Genomic DNA, 15,213 nt, shown 5'->3' with positions numbered 1-15,213 from the left:
GGCGCCCCGGTGGCTGTAGGAGGCTCCAAGGCGGCCGGCGGCCCGCCGGTGGAAAGCGCTATTCCGCGATGTCGGTGCCGTGCGGCACCATGGGCGCCATGGCACCCACCCATGACCACCCCGGTGAGCAGGCGGCGCAGGACCCGATCCGGCTGCTGGAGATCCGGGACACGCCGCTGTCCGTCGACGAGATCTTCCGCGCCGCCGGGGACGACGCCGCTGGAGGCACGGCGCTCTTCGTCGGCACGGTGCGCAATCACGACGGCGGCCAGGACGTCGGCGGGCTCGGCTACTCCTGCCATCCGTCGGCGCAGGACGAGATGCGCCGGGTGGCCGAGAAGGTCGTCGCCGAGTTCCCGGTCCGGGCACTGGCAGCTGTCCATCGTGTGGGTGAGCTGGAGGTCGGGGACCTGGCTGTGGTCGTCGCCGTCTCCTGCCCGCACCGTGCGGAGGCATTCGCGGCGTGTCGCAAGCTCATCGACGACCTCAAGCACGAGGTTCCGATCTGGAAGCACCAGCGGTTCTCCGACGGTACGGAGGAGTGGGTGGGCGCCTGCTGAGCGCAAACCGGACCGGCGACATCGGCCCCGATTTGCGTAACCGCACCCCTGCCGTGAGCGTTGGATCTGCAGAAGACTAATCTGCTGATCGGTTCGTTGCGGTCGCTCATGGCGTGGGGAGGTAGTGATGGCAGCACTCGCCTGGTTGCTGATTCCGCTTTTCGCTGCTTTCGGTGCTGCGATATGGGGAAGCTGGGCCGCCCGTAATCGCACGACCGGTGATGTCACCGAACTCGCCGGATATGCCCGGTTCCGTGAAGCGATGGAGAGAACCGACTCCGGTTCCGACGCTGCCTGACGCACCACCGAACGTACGCAGTCGCCAATCCTCATCCCGGCGCCGACACCCCCGCCACTCGGCACAGCACGACGCCCGGCCCTCCGCCCCGTACGGACCGGCCCCGGCGGTGCACTGAGAGACCCTTCCCGTACTGTCGTTCCATGCCACGCCGCACCGCGACGATGCTCGCCTCCACGCTGATCCTCATCGCGCTGCTCTGCGCAGGCGTGCTGATCCCAGTGCCGTATTCGGAGATGTCTCCCGGGCCGACCGTGAACACGCTCGGCAAGGTCGACGGCGAGCCGGTCCTGCAGATCTCCGGGCATCCGACGTACAAGACGTCCGGCAATCTCAACATGACGACGGTCAGGGTCACCGGCGCCGACTACAACATGAACCTCGTCGAGGCCGTCTACGGCTGGCTGGCCCACGACGGCGTGGTCGTTCCGCACGACACGCTGTACCCGGGTGGCCAGACCGAGGAGCAGTCGACGCAGGAGAACGCCGAGGAGTTCAGCCAGTCCCAGGAGAGCGCCAAGGTCGCCGCCCTGACCGAACTGGGCATCCCGGTGACGTCGCGCGTCGTGGTCTCCACGGTGATCAAGGACAGCCCCGCGCAGGGCAAGCTGCACGCCGGTGATGTGATCAAGGCGGTCGACGGTACGGCGGTCAAGCAGCCCGAGGACGTCGCGAAGCTCGTCACCAAGCACAAGCCGGGGGAGAACGTCACCTTCACGGTGATCCCGGCCAAGACGGCGGCAGCGGCCGAGAAGGCCGGCAAGCAGCCCGAGGGCACCGAGAAGATCACCATCAAGACGAAGAAGGCACCCAAGGAGAACCGGGCGATCGTCGGAATCCAGGCCGGGACGGACCACACGTTCCCGTTCGAGATCGACATCAAGCTCGCCGATGTCGGCGGCCCGAGCGCGGGCCTGATGTTCTCCCTCGGCATCGTCGACAAGCTCACGCCCGGTCAGCTGACCGGCGGCAAGTTCATCGCGGGCACCGGCACCATCGACGACCAGGGCAAGGTCGGCCCGATCGGCGGCATCAACATGAAGCTGGTCGGCGCGCGCGACGCGGGCGCCAGGTACTTCCTGACGCCGGGCGACAACTGCAAGGCCGCCGCCTCCGACACCCCCAGCGGGCTCACCCTGGTCAAGGTGAAGACGATCGACGACGCGAAGAAGTCGCTGGAGAAGATCCGCGTGGGCGACACGGCCGGCCTGCCGAGCTGCTCGGCAGGCTGACCGCGCCGCCCCTGGCGGGGGAGCGGGCGGTACCGCCCGCTGCGGTCAGGACTCGAACGTGGCGGCCAGCGCCTCGGCCAGCCCCGGCACCAGGCCGGCGCCGGTCAGCACCTCGGTCGGGGAGTCCTTCTCCCGGAGCCGTACGGCCGACTCCCGCGCACCGTTGCGCAGGACGGCCACGGTCATCCGCACCTCCTGCCGGTCGGGGTGCTTGGCGACCCACTTGGTCAGCTGGGCGTCACTGAGCCCCTCCGGTACGGAGGACTCGGCGGACGGCGGCAGCATCAGGCGCTCCACCGTCATGGCGCAGCCGGCGACCGCGTCGGGCCAGGCGATCGTGGCGAGGAACTCGTCCAGCGCCTTTCCGGGGGGAAGCTCCTCCTGCTCGATGGGGGTGAGTGCGGCGGTGGTCGAATCGGAGCTGTCGAGACCGAGCTGGGCGGCGAGGCCGGGCTCCTGGACCCGCAGCTTGGCGGTGTCGACGAGCGCGAAGAGCCGGGCCGGCTGGTCCCAGCCGAGGCCGGAGGCGTACTCGTCGATCTCGAGCACGGCGACAGTGAGGGGGCTCGCGGCCATCGGGGGGCCTGAGGGGGAAACGTTGGACATGCTCAACATCCTCCCTCCTTCCGCCCCGGGAACGGGAACTAGGTAAAGCCTCAGTAAGTTGCATAGGTGGGCTCTACGATCGCTGGGCCTGCTTCACACGACCGCGAACTTCGAGGGGCGCACGTTGGCTTTCCAGATGCCGGACCGCGGCGGGGGCCCGACCGGGCCACGGATCAGAGTCGGCCGCCCGTCCCGGCGCGCCCGTACCCTGCTCATGACACTGGGCGTCCTGGCGATTCTCGCCATGGTGTTCGTCATGTTCGCCGGGTTCTGGACGGACTGGCTCTGGTACCGGTCGGTCGCGTATTCGTCCGTCTTCGCCACCACCCTGTGGACCAAGATCGGGCTGTTCCTCGTCTTCGGACTGCTGATGGCGATCGCCGTCGGCGTGAACATCTGGCTCGCGCACCGGCTCCGGCCGCCGCTGAGCGCGATGTCGATGGAGCAGCAGAGCCTGGACCGCTACCGGATGAGTGTGGCCCCGTACAAGAGGTGGGTGCTGCTCGCGATCACCGCGCTCGTCGGGCTGATCGCCGGAGCGTCCGCCTCGGGCCAGTGGCGTACGTGGCTGATGTACGTGAACGGCGTGTCGTTCGGGCAGAAGGACCCCCAGTTCCACCTGGACGTGTCCTTCTACGCCTTCGACCTGCCGTGGTACCGCTTCCTGCTGGGCTTCGGCTTCGCGGCCACGGTGCTCTCGCTGATCGCCGCCGCCCTGACCCACTACCTGTACGGCGGGCTCCGCATCACCAGCCCCGGCGCGCGGGCGACCGGCGCGGCCACCGGCCACCTGTCGGTGCTGCTCGGCGTCTTCGTCTCGCTGAAGGCCGTGGCCTACTGGCTCGACCGGTACGGCCTCGCCGTGAAGTCCAGTGACTTCAAGGCGACGGACAACTGGACGGGCCTGCGCTACGTCGATGCCAACGCCTACCTGCCGGCGAAGACGATCCTGTTCTGCATCGCCGCGATCTGCGCCGTGCTGTTCTTCGCGACGCTGTGGCGCCGCACCTGGCAGCTCCCGGTGATCGGTTTCGGCCTGATGGTGCTCTCCGCGATCCTGATCGGCGGGCTGTACCCGGCGATCGTGCAGAAGTTCCAGGTCCAGCCGAACGAGCAGGCCAAGGAAGCCCCGTTCATCCGGAAGAACATCGAGGCGACGCGTGACGCGTACGACATCGATGACGCCCAGGTGGACGACTACACGGGCAAGAGCACCACGACCGACGACGCGAAGCTCCGTGCCAGTGCGGACGAAGCGGCGAGCTACCGGGTGATGGACCCCAACGTCGTCTCCCCGGCCTTCCAGCAGCTCCAGCAGAAGAGGAACTACTACCAGTTCCCCAAGACGCTGGACGTCGACCGCTACAAGGACGCCGCCGGCAAGGACCAGGACACGGTCATCGGTCTGCGCGAGCTCAATCTGGAGGGCATCCCCAAGCGCAACTGGATCAACGACCACTTCACGTACACCCACGGCTACGGCGCCATCGCCGCCCGGGGCACCACGACGGGCACGAACCCGAAGGGCTCCCCGGACTTCACCGAGTCCGGTCTGCCGACCACCGGCCAGCTCGGCTCGTACGAGCAGCAGATCTACTACGGCGAGAAGACCGAGCAGTACTCCATCGTCGGCGGGCCCCAGAAGGAGCTCGACTACGAGGAGGACGGCGAGAAGACCACCAGCTACGAGGGCAACAGCGGGGTCAGTCTCGGCAGCGCCTTCAACCGCGCCGCGTACGCGGTGTCGTTCAGTGAGCCGCAGATCCTCTACTCGGGGGCCATCGGCAACGGCTCGCGGATTCTCTACAACCGCACGCCCAAGGAGCGAGTCGAAGCGGTCGCCCCATGGCTGACCATCGACGGCGACGCCTATCCGGCCGTGGTGAACCACCGCATCCAGTGGGTCGTCGACGCGTACACCACCACCAACGGGTACCCGTACGCCTCGCGTACGACGCTCGGTGACACCACGGCCGACTCGCTCACCACCAACCAGCGTGCGGTCGTCGCCCAGCAGAACCAGGTCAACTACATCCGCAACTCGGTGAAGGCCACCGTCGACGCGTACGACGGCAAGGTCAGGCTGTACGAGTGGGACACCAAGGACCCGGTCCTCAAGACCTGGCGCAAGGCGTTCCCGGGGACGGTGGAGCCGCGGGCCGACATCCCCAAGGACCTGATGGACCACCTGCGGTACCCGCAGGACCTGTTCAAGGTGCAGCGCGAGCTGCTCACCCGCTACCACGTCACCAACCCCGCACAGTTCTACAGCGGCAGTGACGCGTGGCAGGTCCCGGACGACCCGACCAACAAGGAGTCCGGCGCCGTCCCGCCGTACTACCTGAGCATAAAGATGCCCGACCAGACGGCCCAGAAGTTCTCGCTGACCACCACCTTCACTCCGAAGGGGCGGCCCGACCTCGGGGCGTTCATGGCGGTGGACGCGGATGCGGCCAGCAAGGACTACGGCACGATAAGGCTGTTGAGAGTCACCACGACGGTGAAGGGACCCGGCCAGGTACAGAGCGAGCTCAACGGCAACGACGATGTCGCCGAGTTCGTGAGGAACCTCAAGGGCACCGATTCCGACATCGAGTACGGCAACCTGCTGACCGTGCCGCTCGACGGCGGCTTCCTGTACGTCGAGCCGGTGTACACGCGCGGTGGCACGCAGAACTATCCGCTGCTGCGCAAGGTCGCCGCCTCGTACGGTTCGAAGACCGTCTTCGAGAACAGCCTCGGGGAGGCACTCAACGCGGTCTTCGGAGTGGAGGAAACCGGCACCAGCCAGCCGCCGGCGGAGACCACCCGGCCACCGGGCACGAAGCCACCGGCCACCGGTGACGCCGCACTGAAGCAGGCGATCGCGGATGCGCAGAAGGCCTACACCGAAGGCGAGGCAGCCCTGAAGAAGCAGGACTGGACCGCCTACGGCAAGGCCCAGGCGGATCTGGAGGACGCGCTGCGGCGTGCGGCTGCGGCCCAGCCCAAGACGGAGAAGCGCAGCTGAACGGCGGCCGGTAGTAACGGGTAAAGCACCACCCTCGCATCGTGGTACGGTTTGAACACAACGACGCGGGGTGGAGCAGCTCGGTAGCTCGCTGGGCTCATAACCCAGAGGTCGCAGGTTCAAATCCTGTCCCCGCTACTGAAAAGATGAAGGTCCGGATCCTTTCGAGGATCCGGACCTTCGTCGTGTTGCGGAGACTTTCTCGCACAAAGGGCCTGAAGTGCGGTTCGCGGGGCACGAGTTGGCTCCGAACGTGTTTGACTTATCTCTCTGTGGGCATGTCGACAAAACGCTGAAGTGACCTCACTGGCCGCGAGATACCAGGTGTACGCGGGTTGCAGGTGGTGGGACGATGGTATTTATGGGGGACAGGGCAACTCTGTTGGAGACAGGGCGGTTTGTGCAGCGGCGCGTCCATGAGATGGGAAACACGGTAGATGCGGCTTTTGCCGCCCATGCCGCGGATGACGCCGAGGCCGTCCAGGCCTGCGAGGACGGTGGGACCGCCGGGGGCGCGGAGCCGTCCCACAGCGCCGAGAGCACTCAGGGCATCGAGAACACCGAGAGCACGGAGACCGCCGAGAGCGAGGCGCGGCACCGTCGTGCCGCCGACGCCGGAGACACCGCATCGATGAGCGTCCTCGGTGCGCTGCTGCTGCGCCGAGGCGATCTGAACGGCGCCGAGCCCTATCTGCGTGCGGCCACCGCCGACGGCGACCGGGCTGCCGCCAACAACCTGGGCGTCCTCCTGCACCAGCGCGGCTACGCCGACGAGGCGGCCGGCTGGTGGCGTATCGCCGCCGTCGCCGGTTCCGCCGCCGCGGCCCACGCGCTGGGCCGCCACTACCGCGAGCGTGGCGACGAGCCGGGCGCCGAGTACTGGCTGCGCCAGTCCGCCGAGCAGGGCCATGCGCTGGGCGCGTACGCCCTCGCCGACCTGCTGGAACACCGCAGCGACGTCGGCGCCGAGCGCTGGCTGCGCGCTGCCGCCGAGCAGGGGCACCGAGAGGCCGCGTACCGCCTGGCACGCACCCTGGAGAGCAAGGCTGCCGACGACCCGCACGACGCGTTCGGCCGCCCGGGGGCGGACGCCGGGCTGGGGGCGGGCCTGCCTGCGCGCAGTGGCGCCGCCGACGGCACCGGAACCGGAACCGGTGCGCGCAAGGAGGGCCGTGCGGGCGGGCGCAAGGACGACGGACCCGTGGCGGGTCCTGCCGCCGGGCGCATCGGTGAGGCCGAGCAGTGGTACCGGCAGGCCGCCGCGCGCGGTCACCGCCGCGCCGCCCTGCATCTCGGCGCCATCTTGGAACAGCGCGGCGAGCTCAAGGAGGCCGGCCGCTGGTACCTCACCTCCGCCAAGGGCGGCGAGGCCCGGGCGGCCTGCGCGCTCGGCTTCCTGCTGCGCGACGCGGGCGACGAGGAGAGCGCGGCCGTGTGGTGGCTGCGCGCCGCCCAGGAGGGCGACGGCAACGCGGCCAACGCTCTGGGCGCCCTGCACGCCGCCCGCGGCGAGCAGCAGACCGCCGAGCGCTGGTACCGCGCCGCCATGGACGCGGGCGACGTCAACGGCGCGTACAACCTGGGGCTGCTCTGCGCCGCCCAGGACCGTACACCGCAGGCCGAGCAGTGGTACCGCCGTGCCGCCTACGCCGGTCACCGCGAGGCCGCCAACGCGCTGGCCGTGCTGCTGCTCCAGGCTGGCGACGCGACCGGCGCGCAGCCCTGGTTCTCCAAGGCCGCCGAGGCGGGCAGCGTCGACGCCGCCTTCAACCTCGGCATTCTGCACGCCGGGCGCGACGAGGACCGGGCAGCTCTGACCTGGTACGAGAGGGCCGCGGCCGCCGGGCACACCGAGGCCGCGCTGCAGGTCGGCATGGCCCTGCTGCACCACGGCGAGGAGCAGGAGGCCGAGCGCCATCTGCGCTGCGCCGCGGGTGGCGGCAGCGCCGAGGCGGCCTTCCGGCTGGCCGGGGTGCTGGACTCGCGCCAGCCGCCACCGGGACCGCCCGGGCTCGGTGAGCCGATGCCGGAGAAGACCGAGTGCGAGGCCTGGTACGAGCGGGCCGCCGAGCAGGGGCACCGCCGCGCCCAGGTGCGCGTCGGCATGCTCGCCGCCGCCCGCGGTGATCTGGAGAGCGCCGCGCGCTGGTACCGCGAGGCCGCCGAGTCGGGCAGCCGCAACGGTGCCTTCAATCTGGGGCTGCTCCTCGCCCGCGAGGGCAGCGAGCGCGAGGCCGCCCTGTGGTGGAGCCGCGCCGCCAACGACGGCCACGGCAGGGCCGCGCTGCGGCTGGCCCTGCTCGCTGCCCGCCGCGGCGAGCTCACCGAGGGGCAGCGCTGGTGCGCGCGTGCGGTCGAGCTGGGACCGGCGGAGGTCGCGGAGCGGGCCGCCAGGCTCCGTGAGGCGCTGCACCAGGAGCTGACCGCGTAGCGGTGTGCGGGGGTGCGACACGGGCGTCACAGGGGCGTCGGTGCCCCGCGACACCGCGCTTCTCACAGTCGGCTGAAACGGATTTGCGCTGGTCCAGGGCGTCACGTAATGTTGTGTTCACGACGCGGGGTGGAGCAGCTCGGTAGCTCGCTGGGCTCATAACCCAGAGGTCGCAGGTTCAAATCCTGTCCCCGCTACTGAAGACAGGAGGCCGGATCCTTTCGAGGATCCGGCCTTCTGTGCATGCCGCTTCCTCTGCATGCCGTACGGGCGCCGCGTCAGAGACTGTGGCCCACCGCCTCCCCGTACATCGCCCGGTCGACGGCCTTCTCCTCCGGTACCGGCGGCTTGCCCTCCGAGACGCCCGCGTCGCTGTACGCCTGCTGCAGCCGGTCCGTCGTGCCCTTCCGGATCTCCCAGTCCATCCGCATGGACGGCGTCGACCGCAGCGTAGCCTCGTCGATCTTCATCAGCTTCGCCAGCTCGGTCACGAACGCGGGATCGGACTTGTAGGCCCCGGCGAAGTAGGTGTTCACCGTCCGGATGTAGGCGCGGAGAAAGGCGACACCCGCGTCCGGGTCCTCGGTCAGCAGCGTCGGGCCGAAGAGCAGGCCGCCGAGCGGCTCGCCGACCGGCTGGCCGCCCAGGAACGCGTACCGCTTGTCGCCGTCCACCTTGCGCCAGACCGGGTCGAGCAGCCAGGCGGAGTCCACTCCGCCGTTCTGCAGGGCGGTCAGTACGTCCGCGGAGCCGAGCTGCTGGAAACTGATCTTGTCGAGGCCGCCGCCGTGCTTCTTCAGCGAGGTGTCCATCGGGTACGCGATGACCGAGCCCTTGCCGATCATCGTCCCCATCCTCCGGCCCGCCATGTCGACGTGTCCGGCGCTCTCGCCCTTCTTGAGGCGCACCCAGAGGCCGCTCTTGGAGGTGGGATCGGGGGAGAAGTTCCCTGCCACCCACTTGATGTCGAAGCCGCCGTTGATGCCGTTCATCACGGCTGCCTCGGGGGCTGCCCACTGGGCGTCGACATCGCCCTTGGCGAGCAGCGGCAGGGCGTCCGGGGTGGGAAGCACCTTCAGTTCGACGTCCAGGCCCTCCTTGGCGAACTCGCCCTTCGCCACGGCTACCTGGAGCGGAGCGACGTACTCAGCACTGAGTGTGCCGGTGGCGACGGTGACCTTCCGCTTATTCGCCAGCGGTTGAGGGGCGGGCGCGCCCTTGTCGCAGCGGGCCGGCTTGCGGTCGGCCGCCAGATCGGCCGGGTCGGTCCAGCTGCCCGCGCCGCAGCCGGCGACGGGCTTGACGGTGCGCGGCGCGGCGTCTGCGCCGCCGCTGCCGGATTCGTTCTTGGCGCAGCCCGCCGCGGCGAGCAGCGATGCCGCGACGAGCGCGACGGTGCAGGTGAGAGGGGTACGTGTGCGCACAGTGCCTCCGTACGAAGAACTCGGTGGAGCAGGTGGGGTGCCGTTCACGACTGGCTGCGGCCGCGGTCGCGCGGGGCCCACGGGGTGAGCAGCCGTCCGGCGATCCGCACCATTTCGGAGAAGACGACGCCGAGCACCGCCACGCAGACGATGCCGACGAACATCACGTCGTTCTGGAACAGCGCCCGGGAGTCGAAGATCAGATGGCCGAGGCCGTCGGCCGCCGCGATCTGCTCGGACGCCACGATGACCAGGACGGCCACCCCCGCCGCGATCCGTGCGCCGACCAGCACCGCGGGCAGTGAGGCGGGCAGCAGTACATGCCGGAACATCTGCCAGGGCGAGGCTCCGAAGACCTGGCCGGCGTCGCGGTGACCGACCGGGACGGCGAGGACTGCCGCCATGGTGGAGATCCAGACGAAGAAGAAGACCGTGGCGGCGACCAGAGCGATCTGCGGCCCTTCGCCGAGGCCGAACATATTGAGGAAGACCGGCAGCAGGGCCAGCTTCGGTACGACGTACAGGGCGTCGAGCAACGGCTCCAGCGCCGCGCGTACGAGCGAGAGCGAGCCCATCAGCAGGCCGAGCGCGTATCCGGCGGCGGTACCGATCGCATAGCCGCCGAGAACGCGCTTGAGCGTGGCCCACACATCCGGCCACAGATCGCCGTCGGCCGCCCGGTCCCAGCCGTCGGCAAGGATGGTGGACGGGGCAGGGTAGACGCGGTCGTCGATCCAGGACCGGGCGGCGGCCAGCTGCCAGAGCAGGACGAGGACCAGCGGCACGGCGACGGCGAGCGCCAGCTCCAGGGTGCGGCGCCTGCGATGGGTGCGTACGGGATGCAGCTCCTGCGGGCCCGGCCTGCGGACCAGGACGGTTCCACCCTCCCGAGGCGCGTCTTTCACGGCGGTGCTCATGCCGGGATCACCTCTCGGCGGACCTCGCCGCGCAGCAGCTCCCACAACTCGCTCTTCAGCGCGGTGAATTCGGGTGTCGAACGGACGTGGCCGGTTCGCGGCCGGGCGAACGGCGGCCGGTGTTCGGCAATGATCCGGCCCGGCCTGGCGGACATCACCAGTACCCGGTCGCCGAGCACGATCGCCTCTTCCAGGCTGTGGGTGATGAAGAGCGTGGTGGTACGGGTGGTCTGGGTGAGGTCGAGCAGCTCGTCCTGGAGGATCGTCCGCAGCTGGGCGTCGAGCGCCGCGAACGGCTCGTCCATCAGCAGGATTTCGGGCTCGACGGCGAGGGCGCGGGCGATCGCGACGCGCTGCCGCATCCCTCCGGAGAGGGCGGCCGGATAGGCGTCGGCGAACTCGGAGAGCCCCATCCGGGCGAGCCAGTCACGCGCTCTGGCGTCGGCCTCCTTGCGCGGTACGCGCTGGATGTCGAGGCCGAACCGGACATTGGCGAGAACGGTCTTCCAGTCGTAGATGCCGTAGTCCTGGAAGATCATCGCGGCCGGGCGGGGCGATGCCGTACGGATGGACAGCTCACCTGCGCTGGGGCGGAGCAGCCCGGCGGCGATCCGCAGCAGGGTGGACTTGCCGCAGCCGGAGGGGCCGACGATGCAGGTGAACTCGCCGGGCGCGATGTCGAGATCGACCGGGCCGAGGGCGGTGAGTGCCTTGGCGCCGCGCCCGAACGTGCGGGTGAGCGCGTGGGCCCGGAGCGTGGGGGCGGTGGGCGTGGGCGTTGGGGTCGGTGACGGTGGGGTCGGGTGCGGATCTCCCACGGGTCTCTCCTCGCGCAGTCGAGGTGTGGATCCGCCGCTGGGCGGACGCGATCGCCGCCGACGATATGACGGTCCGTCAGATTGGGGAAGGGGGTGTGCGCGGGGTGGATGGGTGCGGACGTCGCCGGGGCTGCGGCTGCAGCGGCTCGCCCGGCTGTCGGCGCTCCGCCCCCGCTGAACGCGCGGTCGGCGCGCACCTGCGGCAGGCCCTGTGGGTGCCCGTCGAGGTGGTTCCGCACCGAACGGCGATACGGCGCGCAGGCTCGGTTCCGGTCGGGTGGAATGCGGAAGGGCCCGGTGCGAGTGTCACTCGCACCGGGCCCTTCGTCCCGTCTCAGGCGGTCGCGGCGCAGTTCGGGCAGATGCCGCGGTACGTCACCTCGACATCGGAGACCGTGAAGCCGAACCGCTCGTCCGCCGGCAGGTCCGCCAGCGGGTCGCCCGCCGGGTGCACGTCACGGATGGCGCCGCACCGGGCGCAGACCAGGTGCTGGTGGGGGTGGTGTGCGTTCGGGTCGTACCGCTTCGCGCGGTGATCGGTGGAGACCTCGATGACCTCGCCGAGCGTCACCATCTCACCGAGCGTGTTGTACACGGTGGCGCGGGAGATCTCCGGCAGCTTGGCGACGGCCCGGGCGTGGACCTCGTCGGCTGTCAGGTGCACATGGTCCCCGTCGAGGACCTCGGCCACGACACGCCGCTGCGCGGTCATGCGCCAGCCGCGTCCGCGGAGTCGTTCCAACAGGTCACTCATAAGAGCAAGCCTAACAGTGAGTGCGCCCTGGTTCCGAACGGGTGTGACTTTGGACCCTAGCTTGACTTGGACATAGTCCATTGTAGGATCGGGCCATAAGCAAGGGACAGGCTGTGCGGACATCAGGGCATGACGGATGTGCAGGAACGACGCAGGAGGCGCACGTGACGCAGGGACCGCTCTCCACGGAGGCCGGCGCGCCGGTCGCCGACAATCAGAACAGTCAGACCGCAGGCGTCGGTGGTCCGGTTCTGGTGCAGGACCAGTTGCTGCTGGAGAAGCTCGCGCACTTCAACCGTGAGCGCATTCCAGAGCGCATCGTGCACGCCCGCGGCGCCGGTGCGTACGGCACCTTCACGCTGACCCGCGACGTCTCGCAGTGGACGCGTGCGAAGTTCCTCTCCGAGGTCGGCAAGCAGACCGAGACGTTCCTGCGCTTCTCCACCGTCGCGGGCAACCTCGGCTCCGCCGACGCGGTACGCGACCCCCGCGGTTTCGCGCTGAAGTTCTACACCGAAGAGGGCAACTACGACCTCGTCGGCAACAACACCCCGGTGTTCTTCATCAAGGACGCCATCAAGTTCCCGGACTTCATCCACACCCAGAAGCGCGATCCGTACACCGGCTCGCAGGAGGCGGACAACGTCTGGGACTTCTGGGGTCTGTCGCCCGAGTCCACCCACCAGGTGACCTGGCTCTTCGGTGACCGCGGTATCCCCGCCACGCTGCGCCACATGAACGGGTACGGCTCGCACACGTACCAGTGGAACAACGAGGTCGGCGAGGTCTTCTGGGTCAAGTACCACTTCAAGACCGACCAGGGCATCAAGAACCTCACGCAGGCCGAGGCCAACAAGCTCGCCGGCGAGGACCCGGACAGCCACCAGCGCGATCTGCGCGAGGCGATCGAGCGCGGTGACTTCCCGTCCTGGACGGTGCAGGTCCAGATCATGCCCGCGTCCGAGGCGGCCACCTACCGCTTCAACCCGTTCGACCTCACCAAGGTGTGGCCGCACGAGGACTACCCGCCGATCGAGATCGGGAAGCTGGAGCTCAACCGCAACCCCGAGAACATCTTCGCGGAGACCGAGCAGTCGATCTTCAGCCCCGCGCACTTCGTGCCGGGCATCGGCCCGTCCCCGGACAAGATGCTCCAGGGCCGCCTCTTCGCCTACGGTGACGCCCACCGCTACCGTGTCGGGATCAACGCCGACCACCTGCCCGTGAACCGTCCGCACGCCACCGAGGCGCGGACGAACAGCCGGGACGGCTACCTGTACGACGGCCGCCACAAGGGTGCGAAGAACTACGAGCCCAACAGCTTCGGTGGTCCGGTCCAGACCGACCGTCCGCTGTGGGAGCCCACCACCGTCACCGGTGGGACCGGTACCCACGAGGCCCCGAGTCACGCCGAGGACAACGACTTCGTGCAGGCCGGGAACCTCTACCGGCTCTTCTCCGAGGACGAGAAGGTCCGGCTGATCGACAACCTCGCCGGGTTCATCGCCAAGGTCTCGCGCGACGACATCGCCGAGCGCGCGATCAACAACTTCCGCCAGGCGGACGGCGACTTCGGCAAGCGGCTGGAGGCCGCGGTCCAAGCCCTTCGCGGCTAGTACGGACGGCCGCCGGTGGGCCGGTCCCCTCTCTGCATCGAGGGGGCCGGTCCACCTGCCGTACGTGCGTAGGGCCGGTCAGCCGACCAGTTCCACCGGGTGGCGCCTGGTGGGCGCCCAGCAGCGGATGATGTCGCGGACCGAGACGATACCGACGGGCCCGTGGTCGTCCAACACGATCAGATGCCGGAAGCCGCCATGCGTCATGGCCTCTGCGGCCTCCTCCAGGGTCCAGCTGGGCGCGGCGAAGACCACATCGGTGGTGGTGTGGGTGGATGCGGTCTCGGTGTCGGGATTCTGGCCGGCGCCGACCGCATTGAGGATGTCGCGCTCGGTGATGATGCCGAGTCCGCTGGTGTCCCGGTCGAGGACGACGGCTGCGCCGATGCGGCGGGCCGACATCAGCTGAGCCGCCTGGCGGAGCGTGTGCGTGGGGCCGATGGTGAGGACCATCGTGCTCATGGCGTCACGGACGAGCATGAAGGGAGCCACCTCCTTCGTGAAGCGACCACGTGAGCCGATTCACAAGTTCACAAGTGGGGGGACTCTCAGCGTTGCATCCTTGGCGGAGTCCAACAAGGGGTACGTGGAGATCATTCGAGGGGCGCACGGAAGTGGACCGCGCGCCCCTCGGGGGTCTGTACGCCTCGTAGCGGCGCCGGATCAGTACCGCTGGTATTGAACCGCCCCTCCGGCGGGGTGTGGCATCGCTCCACAACATGCCGGAGAGCTGCGTGGTTGTGGGTGTCATAGGTCGTTGTCGGTCATCGGTGGCCCCTCCCTCGGACGACCCACAGACGGCCCGGAAGAAAGCCAAGCAAGCCAGTCGGCGCTTGCAGCGTGACGCCTCTGCCCTGCTGCCGGTCTGCCAGATCAGCGGTAACAAGGTCGACAGGCTGGCAGGCTCGCGGGAGTATCCGCTTGTTGGTACCCGACGGCGAGGAGCCCGGTGATCACTCAAGGAGTAAAGGTCACGGCGCGATGCGGCGACTGCGGTGGCGTGCTGATACTCGACGTTGGCCAATACATCGACCATGGGCAGTTGTGGTGGGGCACCGAAGGCGCATGCACCGCCTGTCCCAATAGGTGGTGCGAGCAAGACACGGGCGGAGCCACTCCTGAAGAGATCAGGAACGCCCTGCTGGTACAGCATGGGCCCGCACAGCTTCGCCTCGCAGACGACGCGTCGAGCCTCGTCCCCGTCTTGCGAGTCCTGCGCGAGATACTCCGTCTGCCCATGGACGGGGCACGTGTGATGGCCAGCGCGCTCCAAGAGACTGGCCTGGTTGGCACGCTGGTCGAGATGGAGTTCATTGCCGACGGACTGCAACGGCGATCAGTCGCTACAACGATCGAGACATTGGCCGACTGAACCCACCCCTAATGGGCTCCCCTCCCGCGCCGGCACGGGACGCCGCCACGGCTCTCCAGGGTCCGCAGTCGCGCAGTGACGTTGCCGCCAACCGCTGCTGTCAGGAACGCGCCCGTGGTTGCTGGTCGGCCTCGGCCACCGCGGATGGAACGACAGTAGACACGAGAGGCTGGCG

At 69.1% G+C, this 15,213-nt stretch carries 13 protein-coding genes and 2 tRNA genes; 9 read left to right on the top strand and 6 right to left on the bottom strand.

Annotated features, from left to right (window positions below; translation table 11 throughout):
* Window positions 1-98: 98 nt before the first annotated feature.
* From OHA88_RS18415 to OHA88_RS18405, 3 genes are all read left to right on the top strand, one after another.
* Window positions 99-560 (top strand): molybdenum cofactor biosynthesis protein MoaE, encoded by a 462-nt coding sequence (locus tag OHA88_RS18415; protein ID WP_326605679.1) that lies wholly within the window; start codon window positions 99-101, stop codon window positions 558-560.
* A 127-nt stretch (window positions 561-687) separates the two neighbouring features.
* On the top strand, window positions 688-858 hold the full coding sequence (locus OHA88_RS18410; protein ID WP_328626323.1) for a hypothetical protein: 171 nt from the start codon (window positions 688-690) through the stop codon (window positions 856-858).
* A 143-nt stretch (window positions 859-1,001) separates the two neighbouring features.
* Entirely contained in the window at window positions 1,002-2,090 is a 1,089-nt protein-coding gene (locus OHA88_RS18405) for a YlbL family protein (protein ID WP_328626322.1), read from the top strand.
* Between the two features lie 45 nt (window positions 2,091-2,135).
* On the opposite strand, the gene OHA88_RS18400 is transcribed toward OHA88_RS18405, so the two are convergent.
* Window positions 2,136-2,705 (bottom strand): PPA1309 family protein, encoded by a 570-nt coding sequence (locus OHA88_RS18400; protein ID WP_267002082.1) that lies wholly within the window; start codon window positions 2,703-2,705, stop codon window positions 2,136-2,138.
* A 127-nt stretch (window positions 2,706-2,832) separates the two neighbouring features.
* Between OHA88_RS18400 and OHA88_RS18395 the strand changes: the two genes are divergently transcribed.
* The 4 genes from OHA88_RS18395 to OHA88_RS18380 all read left to right on the top strand — a co-directional run bounded on the left by OHA88_RS18395 (window position 2,833) and on the right by OHA88_RS18380 (window position 8,334).
* Complete coding sequence (locus OHA88_RS18395; RefSeq protein WP_328629725.1) at window positions 2,833-5,706, top strand: UPF0182 family membrane protein; 2,874 nt, start codon at window positions 2,833-2,835, stop codon at window positions 5,704-5,706.
* Between the two features lie 64 nt (window positions 5,707-5,770).
* Window positions 5,771-5,844, top strand: a tRNA-Met gene (locus OHA88_RS18390).
* 283 nt (window positions 5,845-6,127) lie between these two features.
* Window positions 6,128-8,137 carry a sel1 repeat family protein gene (locus tag OHA88_RS18385; RefSeq protein ID WP_443044247.1) on the top strand — a complete coding sequence of 670 codons (2,010 nt, stop codon included), beginning with the start codon at window positions 6,128-6,130 and terminating at the stop codon, window positions 8,135-8,137.
* A gap of 123 nt (window positions 8,138-8,260) precedes the next feature.
* Window positions 8,261-8,334, top strand: a tRNA-Met gene (locus OHA88_RS18380).
* Between the two features lie 81 nt (window positions 8,335-8,415).
* Here OHA88_RS18380 and OHA88_RS18375 read toward each other — a convergent pair.
* The 4 genes from OHA88_RS18375 to OHA88_RS18360 form a co-directional block, all read right to left on the bottom strand.
* Window positions 8,416-9,561 (bottom strand): ABC transporter substrate-binding protein, encoded by a 1,146-nt coding sequence (locus OHA88_RS18375; protein WP_328626320.1) that lies wholly within the window; start codon window positions 9,559-9,561, stop codon window positions 8,416-8,418.
* Window positions 9,562-9,605: 44 nt separating this feature from the next.
* Window positions 9,606-10,478: an ABC transporter permease gene (locus OHA88_RS18370; protein WP_328626319.1), complete on the bottom strand. Its 873-nt coding sequence runs from the start codon at window positions 10,476-10,478 to the stop codon at window positions 9,606-9,608.
* Window positions 10,475-11,296 carry an ABC transporter ATP-binding protein gene (locus OHA88_RS18365; RefSeq protein ID WP_328626318.1) on the bottom strand — a complete coding sequence of 274 codons (822 nt, stop codon included), beginning with the start codon at window positions 11,294-11,296 and terminating at the stop codon, window positions 10,475-10,477. Before OHA88_RS18365 ends, OHA88_RS18370 begins: the two co-directional genes overlap by 4 nt.
* A gap of 334 nt (window positions 11,297-11,630) precedes the next feature.
* Window positions 11,631-12,050, bottom strand: a complete 420-nt coding sequence (locus tag OHA88_RS18360) for a Fur family transcriptional regulator (protein WP_328626317.1) — start codon at window positions 12,048-12,050, stop codon at window positions 11,631-11,633.
* 164 nt (window positions 12,051-12,214) lie between these two features.
* Between OHA88_RS18360 and OHA88_RS18355 the strand changes: the two genes are divergently transcribed.
* Window positions 12,215-13,666, top strand: a complete 1,452-nt coding sequence (locus OHA88_RS18355; protein ID WP_328626316.1) for a catalase — start codon at window positions 12,215-12,217, stop codon at window positions 13,664-13,666.
* A gap of 78 nt (window positions 13,667-13,744) precedes the next feature.
* On the opposite strand, the gene OHA88_RS18350 is transcribed toward OHA88_RS18355, so the two are convergent.
* Window positions 13,745-14,146 (bottom strand): CBS domain-containing protein, encoded by a 402-nt coding sequence (locus tag OHA88_RS18350; protein ID WP_267002068.1) that lies wholly within the window; start codon window positions 14,144-14,146, stop codon window positions 13,745-13,747.
* Between the two features lie 469 nt (window positions 14,147-14,615).
* Between OHA88_RS18350 and OHA88_RS18345 the strand changes: the two genes are divergently transcribed.
* Window positions 14,616-15,038, top strand: a complete 423-nt coding sequence (locus tag OHA88_RS18345) for a hypothetical protein (protein ID WP_328626315.1) — start codon at window positions 14,616-14,618, stop codon at window positions 15,036-15,038.
* Window positions 15,039-15,213: the final 175 nt, after the last annotated feature.

It is taken from the genome of Streptomyces sp. NBC_00353 (assembly GCF_036108815.1).
GTDB lineage: Bacteria > Actinomycetota > Actinomycetes > Streptomycetales > Streptomycetaceae > Streptomyces.
Note: the sequence above shows the minus strand (reverse complement) of the source record. Positions and strands in the feature narration are given on the sequence as shown.